Source organism: Acinetobacter sp. UBA1496 (genome assembly GCF_002324975.1).
Taxonomy (GTDB): domain Bacteria; phylum Pseudomonadota; class Gammaproteobacteria; order Pseudomonadales; family Moraxellaceae; genus Acinetobacter; species Acinetobacter variabilis.
In genome coordinates this window covers 1-9,419 of sequence record NZ_DCRI01000084.1, presented here as the reverse complement: position 1 = coordinate 9,419, position 9,419 = coordinate 1, and the positions used below count along the sequence as shown (strand labels likewise).

The window sequence follows — 9,419 nt, the reverse complement described above, 5'->3', positions numbered from 1 at the left end:
AAAGTGTCAACACACCCTAGTTTTCTGGTTGAATAGTTCACATCATTCATAAAAAATCCCCATCTTGAATGGGGATTTTTTGATTTGATTTAATTTTTATTCAGGCTTTGCCGGAACATCACAAGCATCTGTAGAACACTGATTAGCTGTTGGCTGTTCCTGTGGCTCCTCTAAAGCTTTTTCAAGAACTTGCAAGAAAACTTCCTTCGGCTGAGCACCTGCCAAAGCAATGCGTTGATCAAATACAAAGAACGGAACACCGGTAACTTTGAGCTGGTTACGCGCCACTTCCTGGTCAAATTTAACAAAGTCCGCAAATTCATCCGAGTCGAGTAAATCATCTACTTCAACCGGGTTCAGGCCAATACGCGCTGCGACATCTTCCAGCGTTTCACGTTCACCAATTGGCAGGCCTTGCGTCATATAGCTGTAGAAAAAGGCTTCCTGAGCTTCATTGCCTAGACCTTTGCTTTGTGCCAAGTGAATGATGCGATGCGCATTCAAGGTATTGCCAGAATTGGCACCTTCCCAGTTAAATTCAATGCCTTCCTGTTTAGCCATGGCTGCAATATTGCGCTGCATGTCTTCAACTTCTGGCACTGAGCGGCCATATTTTTGTGCCAAACGCTCAGAGTTAGAAACTTCCTGACGGACTGGTGCTTCAGGATCTAGCTGAAAACTATGCCAATGGACTTCAAGTTCAATCCCACTTTCCTTTGCAGCAGCTTCTAAACGTTTTTTACCAATATAGCAGAAGGGGCAAACCACATCTGACCAAATATCTACGCGCATGTCATGTCTCTAATTTTGCTCTTATGTTCAAGTATGAGGGTGAAGAATCAGAATTTAAAGCCCTGGATCGTCAGAAGTGTATTTCTACGGCGGATCAGCAGGTTAATAAAAGAAGAAAGAGCAGGTGATAGCCAGATGAGTCCGTCAAAAGAATCTGGTTCCCGCTACTCAAAAAAATATAAAAATGCCATAAAAAAACGCCCCGTAGGGCGTTTTGTGAATGCAGTCAATTATGCAGTTTTTACCGCAGCTTCAACAGCAAGCATATGACCATTTTCTTCGAAGTTTGAGTGCCAAGAAAGCGCTTCACGAAGAAGATGAGGGGTATGGCCGCCTTTTGCACATGCACGGTCAAAGTAATCATTCAATGCATCACGGTACATTGGGTGGGCACAGTTGTCGATGATCGCACGAGCACGTTCACGTGGCGCCAGACCACGAAGATCTGCCAGACCTTGTTCTGTTACCAAGATGTCTACATCGTGTTCAGCATGGTCTACGTGAGACGCGAATGGTACTACTGAAGAGATGTCGCCACCTTTCGCAATTGATTTGGTCACGAAGATTGCCAAGTGCGCATTACGTGCGAAATCACCTGAACCACCAATACCGTTCATCATTTTGGTACCACAAACGTGAGTTGAGTTCACGTTACCGTAGATATCGAATTCAAGCGCAGTGTTGATACCGATAATACCTAAACGACGTACCAGTTCAGGGTGGTTAGAGATCTCTTGTGGACGCAATACCAGTTTGTCTTTGTATTGCTCCAGGTTGTTAAATACTTTCTCGCCATATTTAGCAGAAAGTGTAATTGAAGAACCTGAAGCAAACTTCATCTTACCTGCATCGATCAATTCAAAGGTACAGTCTTGTAGTACTTCTGAGTACATGATCAAGTCCTCGAAGTTTGAATCTTTCAGACCCGTCAATACCGCATTTGCGATTGAACCAATCCCTGCTTGAAGAGGCCCGAGGTTTTTCGGTAGACGGTCTTCAGCCACTTCTTTTTCAAAGAAAGCGATCAAATGGTTGGCAATGCTTTGAGTCTCATCATCTGGTGCGGTCACAGTAGATGGAGAGTCATGCAATTCGCTGTTAAATACGATACCAACAATTTTAGATGGATCGATATTGATCGCATGCGTACCGATACGCTCATCCACTTGAGTCAATGGAATCGCTTGACGCGTTGGACGATATGTCGGGATGTAGATATCGTGCAAGCCTTCAAACGCTGGGCTTAAATTCGTGTTGATTTCAACAATCACTTTCTCTGCAAAAATTGCAAAACTTGCAGAGTTACCTACAGAAGTTGTTGGAATGATGCCGCCATCTTCAGTGATCGCAACTGCTTCAATTACCGCTACATCAGGTTTTTTCAACTGCTGGTTACGCATCTGTTCAACTGTTTCAGACAAATGCTGATCGATGAACATCACTTCGCCTTTATTGATCGCTTTACGTAAAGTGTTATCGACCTGGAACGGTAAACGGCGTGCCAATACACCAGCTTCAGTCAATTGTTTGTCTAGATCGTTCCCTAGTGATGCACCAGTAATTAACGTGATCTTTAATGGATTTGCTTTTGCGCGTTGTACTAAAGCTAAAGGAACCGCCTTCGCTTCACCAGCGCGAGTAAAGCCACTCATACCCACAGTCATACCATCTTCGATGAATTCAGCAGCTTGTTCAGGGCTGATGACTTTGTTGTGTAGGGAGGCTAAACGGATACGATCTAAAGACATTTCAACTCTCATAAATTCTTAAATAATGATACGGATTGTACCGATCAAAAAATGTATTTTGCATAGGTGTTAGGCTAAGGTCTAATTTTTTAGCTAAATGTAGGTATAATGAAAAATGATGTTTTTTAAATAATTGAATTATTGAAAATTAAAATGAATTGTATAGAAATACTAAAAAGTATTTTGATGCTTTTGTGATCACTTACTAGAAGTGATCAGTGAGCGTTTGACGAATTTTATCCAAGGTGGTTGGGGCAGTAGGTGCCTCTGAATCTGCTGTTTTCAGAGGTAAGGCAATAATGGCTTCCAGACCGCCTTCAGGCCGATTCTGGATATGCAGCTCACCTGAGTGAATATCTACAATACGTTTGACAATGGCCAGACCCAGACCACTGCCTTGTACGGTACGCGCAGAATTTCCACGAACAAAGGGTTGCATCAGCGCTTCAATCTGGTCTTCTGGAATCCCTTCACCATGATCGGCCACACTGATCATCAGTTTATGGTCCTGCACATAGGCAGCAAGCTCAATTGGTTCCGCACCATAGCGTTTCGAGTTATTGATCAGGTTACCAATCAGGCGTTTCAGCGACATACTGCGTACTTCAACCAGTGGTATCTCTTGAGGTGTAAAGCGAATATCGAGTGGCTTAAACTGCTTGACCAGTTCCTGCAACAGTACATTGACATTGGTTTCTTGCAGCTCTTCATCGGAGCCATCCCGCATATAGGAAATGAACTGGTTCAGAATGGCATCCATATCCTCGACGTCATAAATCAGCCCTTCTTTGAGGAAGTCTTCATCCGGCATCATTTCTGCGCTCAGACGGATACGGGTCAACGGTGTACGCAGGTCATGTGAAATCCCCGCGAGCATGATTCGACGATCACGCTCGGTTTGATCCAAGGTATAAATCATCTGGTTAAAGGCATGATTCACCTGACGGATTTCCAGCGGACCATGATTGGTATCCAGATAAGGAGCAGAGCCATTTTTACTATAGCTGTTTGCTGCATTCTGCAAGCGGCGTAAAGGACGGTTCAGCTGACGCACTAGGGTCAGAATAATAATGCCGGCAATGAGTGGTGTACCAAGCAGCCAGCCTAGAATCAGTTCAGGGCTATAGTTGGCATAGGTCTTAAGAGGTTCACGTACCCAGTTGCCATTCATTTCAGGGGTTTGAATCCAGATGCGTGGACTTGGCTTGAACTGGAAATAAACGGTTGCCTGTTCGATTCTTAATTCTTTGGCTAGTTTGGTTTCAATCTGATTGGTAAAGAATTCGGCAATGACCTTGTCTTTTACATTGGGGTATTCAGCAGGATTGGTGACATATTCGATTCCGATCCGGTTTTTGAGCCAGCTATCAATATCGACTTCCTGTTCTTTATGATAAAGACGCAGGTCCGGATTGTTGAGAATCTCCAGCTCCATGGCCAGATAACGCGCGTGTTGCTGAATTTCAGGTAAATAAAGCGTACGCCAGAAAAACCAGATTGACATGAACAGGCTGAAACAGACCACAAAGACCACCAATACAGTGGTTCGCATTGCTGCAGAGCGCGGTTTGACTTTGTCCAGAAAGCGTTCCCAAGGGGTACGTTTTTTTTCTGAATAGCTGACAAAATCGGTAAATTTTTGTGGGTCGATGGGGTCGAGTTTCACTGAGCAATCCTGTGCTATGACTTCAGCAAATTATTATAAGTTGATTAAAAGGCCTTATCACACCGGAGTCAAACCATCTGTAATTTAGATATAGGTTAAAACCTTTGGTTCGACCTACTTTTGTTTCGGCAAAAGTAGGCAAAACCATTTTCATTTGTAAAACTCGTCAAATTGCGGCAAGTAATCAATTTATCGCAGAAACATTAGAGATGAATACCTCCTGCCTCAGACAATTGCGAATGAATTTGTCACGTAATTCAAAACTAGATTTATAGACGGACGAATATTTTACTTTCTTCTAATAAGAAAATTATTCAGCACCATCTGGAACAAACACATAACCGACACCCCAAACGGTTTGAATATAACGCGCACGGGCAGGGTTTTCTTCAATCAGTCGACGTAAGCGTGATACCTGAACGTCAATTGAACGTTCCATCGCACCCCATTCACGGCCACGTGCCAGATTCATCAGCTTGTCACGAGTTAAAGGTTCACGTGGATGTTGGACTAAGGCTTTCAATACGGCAAATTCACCGGTAGTTAAGGTGACGACCTGTCCTTCACGAGTCAGAGTACGAGTGGACAGATCCAGTGACCATGGGCCAAAGGATACCACTTCCATTTGCTGGCTAGGAGCGCCTGGAACTTCACGGACTTGACGACGCAAAACTGCACGAATACGTGCTAGCAATTCATTTGGATTAAATGGTTTAGGCAGGTAATCATCTGCACCAGCTTCCAGACCTGCAATACGATCTGAATCGCTACCACGTGCGGTGAGCATAATGATTGGAATATCAATATTCGATTGGCGTAGGCGACGACAGATGCTGAGGCCATCTTCTACAGGCAACATAAAATCGAGCACAATCAGAGAAAACAGTTCCCGCTGTAATAATCGATCCATCTGGGTGGCATCGTGCGCAGTTTTAACGACGAAGCCTTTATCTTCAAGGAAACGTTGTAACAGGGTACGCAGACGCACATCATCATCGACAACCAGGATGCGCTCGACCCGGTCGGTTTCGGTATGTACAGCATCGGGTTTTTCAGCAGGTACCACTAAACTCATGAGGTGCTCCTTTATTCTTTATTGTCGTCATAAACAAAAAATGAAATATGCTTTGAGTATACGATTCATTACTATTAATTGACTATGCTCTAAAGCATCAAATATTGCAGTTAAAATCAAGACATAGATACCAAATATATACATCTATATGCGAAAAAAATCGTCCCGGAACAAGAATAAAATGCAAAGTTCATGCAAACTTTAGTGGAAAAACTGGAAAACGATCGTATACGGTTATCTGAAGCTTATATAAATTAATAAAAACAATGGTGGATTTTATAGACCTGGTCTTTATAATCATGCCATTTAGTACTTATCCTTGTGGGATCAAACACGATGACTGACTTAGTTCAGCAGTTGGCAAAAGAACTTGCCGTACGTCCAAATCAAGTAGAAGCTGCCATCAAACTGATTGATGAGGGTGCCAGCGTTCCTTTCATTGCACGTTACCGTAAAGAAGTAACGCAGGGCTTAGACGATACGCAACTACGCCAGCTCGATACACGTTTATCGTATTTGCGTGATTTGTATGAACGCCGTGAAAAGGTGATCGAATCACTAAAAGAACAAAATAAATTATCTGATGATTTATTGGCACGGGTGAATGCGGCAGAAACTAAAAATGCCCTAGAAGAAATTTACGCACCATACCGTCCAAAACGTACCAGCAAATCGTTTAAAGCGAAAGAAGCCGGTTTAGGTCCGATTGCAGAAAAAATCTTTACTGAAGCCGTGGATCCGGCAGAAGCTTTGGCGGGCTTTAGCCATGAAGATTATCCAGATCAGGAAAGCCAGCTCGATGCGATCCAGCACATCCTGATTGATGACTGGGCACAGAATATTGCGTTGACCACTGAACTTAAAGCAATGTTTGCTAAAACTGCTGTGCTGAAAAGTCTGGTCGCTAGCGAAGAGAAAAAAGAAGTTGGTAAAAAATTCCGTGATTACTTCGATTTCTCTGAAAATCTGAACAAGGTATCTTCACACCGCTTATTGGCAATGCTACGTGGCCGCCAGGAAAATGTACTGGGCCTTAAAGTAGATGGTGAAGATGATGCACCATTGGCACGTATTGAAACTGAATACAACCTGGATACCATTCAGCCGCAATCCCGTCAGGATTTCTTAAAGCAAACTGCGAAACTGTTCTGGCTTGGTAAAGTTCGTCCAACGATCGAACATTCATTATTGACTGAAAAACGTCTGGCTGCTGAAGCTGAAGCAATGCAGGTCTTTGCTGAAAACCTGCGTCATTTACTGCTTTCTGCGCCTGCAGGTGCCCGTACAACTCTGGGTGTAGACCCTGGCATCCGTACCGGCGTGAAACTGGCGGTGGTGAATGAGTCTGGTGATGTACTGGCACATAGCACCATTTACCCGTTTGCACCGAAAGATGATAAAGAAGTTTCACTGACTGAATTAGCACGTCTTTGCCGCGAATTCAATGTTGACCTGATTGCAATCGGTAATGGTACGGCAAGCCGTGAAACTGAAGCATTGGTTGCTGAAATGATGGCTGCAAATAGCGATCTGAAATTGACTCGTGTTTCTGTTTCAGAAGCGGGTGCTTCTGTTTACTCAGCATCTGAACTGGCTTCTCAGGAATTGCCTGAACTGGATGTATCGATCCGTGGTGCAGTATCAATTGCACGCCGTCTGCAAGATCCATTAGCTGAACTGGTGAAAATCGATCCTAAATCCATTGGTGTAGGTCAGTACCAGCATGATGTAAACCAGACCGGTCTGGCAAAAACTCTTGAAGCAGTGGTTGAAGACTGTGTGAACTCGGTCGGTGTGGATGTAAATACTGCATCTGCTGCGATTTTGGGTTATATCGCAGGTCTGAACAAATCAATCGCGCAGCAAATCGTGGACTTCCGTAAAGAAAATGGCCGTTTTGACAATCGTCAGGATTTGAAAAAAGTGCCACGTCTAGGCGAGCGTACTTTTGAACAGGCAGCGGGTTTCTTGCGTATTCAGCAAGGTTCAGAACCACTAGATGCATCTGCAGTTCACCCTGAGTCATATACGCTTGTGTCTAAAATTGTTGAAGCGAAAGCAACAACGGTAAAAGACATTATTGGCAATACTGAAATCATTCGCCAGGTCAATGCAGAAGAATTTGTGGATGATAAATTTGGTTTGCCAACCGTTCAGGACGTTTTGGCTGAACTGGAAAAACCAGGCCGTGACCCGCGTCCAGAATTCCGTACCGCAAAATTCCGTGATGATATTACTGAAGTGGCTCAATTGACTGAAGGCATGCAGCTGGAAGGTGTAGTCACCAATGTGACTAACTTCGGTGCTTTCGTGGATGTCGGTGTACATCAGGATGGCTTGGTACATATTTCTGAATTAGCCAATGAATTTGTGGCTGATCCGCATAAAGTGGTGAAACCAGGTCAAATCGTACAAGTTCGTGTACTGAACGTCGATGTTGAACGTAACCGTGTCAATCTGTCGATGCGTCCTGAAGGTTCCGAAGCGCCAGTGAAAGCACCACGTCAACCACGCCGTGACAATGAGCAACGCGGTGAGCGCAAGCCACAAGGTAAACGTCCACAGCATGCGCGTCCGCAAGGTGATCGTCCGCATGGCAAGAAACCTCAAGCGGCTAAACCACAAGAAAATAAAATTGGTGGTTTAGGGGCATTGTTATTGCAAGCAGGAATTAAAGGTTCGAAATAAACTGATGAGTTTGTTTGAGAAGTAATTTAATATAAAAAGAGCCGAAAGGCTCTTTTTATATTTTGGGGTGGTTTGTGAATAAAAAGCTTAATGTTATAGTAAATTTTCATCGTTATAGAGCAGAAATAAAAAATTTATTACAACAAAACCTTGAGAGTGCTGAAAAAGTAGATTTTAATATTTTTTTATTAGATATTGATAAATTGTTAATTGATATAAGAAATGAAAAGCAGTCTCTTAAAAAAGGTCTTTATGATCAAAAAAATGATGATTTTTATAAAAATATAGATTTTTTATATAATGAAGAAGATATTGATAATAATACTATAAAAAAGGAAAATCATTTAAAGTTTTGTTAGTTACAAGAAAAATACTTTAAAAATATTAGAAGTATTGTTTTAATATATAGGGTGTTGGAACTCAAAATAAAGAATGAAATCAATGAAGATGAGTTTTTTAATATAATTAATAAAATAGATTTTAGAAGTGGAGTTTATTTTTATAATTTAACTTATTATCTATATTTAATAAATTTCTACTCAATAAGATTTAATGATTTAGATTTTATTGAAAAGATTTTTTCCGATTTTCTAAATTAGACTTCTTGCGTTAGTCAAAATTTAAACAGCCCAAAGCTACATTTTATAAGGTTTTAGCCAATTCAAAAATTAGGTAAAACGATACTTTCGCAAGAGATCTATTATAAAGTTTTAAATATATCTACACACTTTAGTGATGATTATTTTAAAGTATATTACTTCCCGGATAGATTTTATGATCAGAACTTCACCTCTATACTGTTAAATTATAATGAAAATTTAAACAATAGGGTGAGAGTTAGAAAAGACTTAGATTTTGTTCTTTTTTTAAAAAATGTTGCTAATATAAAAATGCTAGATCTTCAAAATCATGTTATTGAAATGCTAACTAATCTTTTAGTTGATTTTGATAGTGAATATGAAAGAAAAGTTGCACATTATACTAATTTTAGTGTTGCTCAATTGCTAGGAACAAATAAAACTAAATTTAGACTAAACTCAACTGACTTTATGAATGATCCATCTGAAGGGAATATTTTATTTGAATACTTGCATCTTAATAAAATTGAATATGATTCACATAATAAAACTTTTTTAAGTTGTTTTACTTTTAATCATAATAGTTTAAATCAATTCAGGTTATATGGTCTGCAGGATAATAAACCGTGTACAGGTGTAAGTTTAGTTTATAACTCAAATTTTTTCTTTAATACCGATACTATGATTATTGATTCTATTAACGAAAATAACTTAGATTCTGTAAATAAAGAAGATTTTAAAAATGGTCTTAAAATTCCTTTATTTCGCTGTGTATATTTAGATTCTTTTACTGGATATTTTGAGGTTGCTAAGAGAAATAAATTTACTTTTTTTCAAGAGATTCAAGATAAATCTTGGCAGAGTAAAACTTG

Annotated in this window: 6 protein-coding genes and 1 pseudogene; 3 read left to right on the top strand and 4 right to left on the bottom strand. The window is 40.8% G+C overall.

Going from position 1 to position 9,419, the window contains the following annotated elements; all coding sequences use genetic code 11:
* Nucleotides 1–96: 96 nt before the first annotated feature.
* From B3143_RS09425 to ompR, 4 genes are all read right to left on the bottom strand, one after another.
* Entirely contained in the window at nt 97–792 is a 696-nt protein-coding gene (locus B3143_RS09425) for a DsbA family oxidoreductase (protein ID WP_004781702.1), read from the bottom strand.
* Nucleotides 793–1,022: 230 nt separating this feature from the next.
* Entirely contained in the window at nt 1,023–2,540 is a 1,518-nt protein-coding gene (locus B3143_RS09420; RefSeq protein ID WP_004781704.1) for an acetyl-CoA hydrolase/transferase family protein, read from the bottom strand.
* Between the two features lie 205 nt (nt 2,541–2,745).
* Nucleotides 2,746–4,206 (bottom strand): ATP-binding protein, encoded by a 1,461-nt coding sequence (locus B3143_RS09415; protein WP_004781706.1) that lies wholly within the window; start codon nt 4,204–4,206, stop codon nt 2,746–2,748.
* Between the two features lie 310 nt (nt 4,207–4,516).
* Nucleotides 4,517–5,281: a two-component system response regulator OmpR gene (gene ompR / locus B3143_RS09410; protein ID WP_004781707.1), complete on the bottom strand. Its 765-nt coding sequence runs from the start codon at nt 5,279–5,281 to the stop codon at nt 4,517–4,519.
* A 336-nt stretch (nt 5,282–5,617) separates the two neighbouring features.
* On the opposite strand from ompR, the gene B3143_RS09405 reads away from it, so the two are divergent.
* The 3 genes and pseudogenes from B3143_RS09405 to B3143_RS09395 form a co-directional block, all read left to right on the top strand.
* Complete coding sequence (locus tag B3143_RS09405; RefSeq protein WP_286740202.1) at nt 5,618–7,969, top strand: Tex family protein; 2,352 nt, start codon at nt 5,618–5,620, stop codon at nt 7,967–7,969.
* A 74-nt stretch (nt 7,970–8,043) separates the two neighbouring features.
* Nucleotides 8,044–8,328 (top strand): hypothetical protein, encoded by a 285-nt coding sequence (locus tag B3143_RS09400; RefSeq protein ID WP_004781710.1) that lies wholly within the window; start codon nt 8,044–8,046, stop codon nt 8,326–8,328.
* A gap of 471 nt (nt 8,329–8,799) precedes the next feature.
* Nucleotides 8,800–9,419, top strand: a pseudogene (locus B3143_RS09395) (hypothetical protein); the annotation flags it as partial.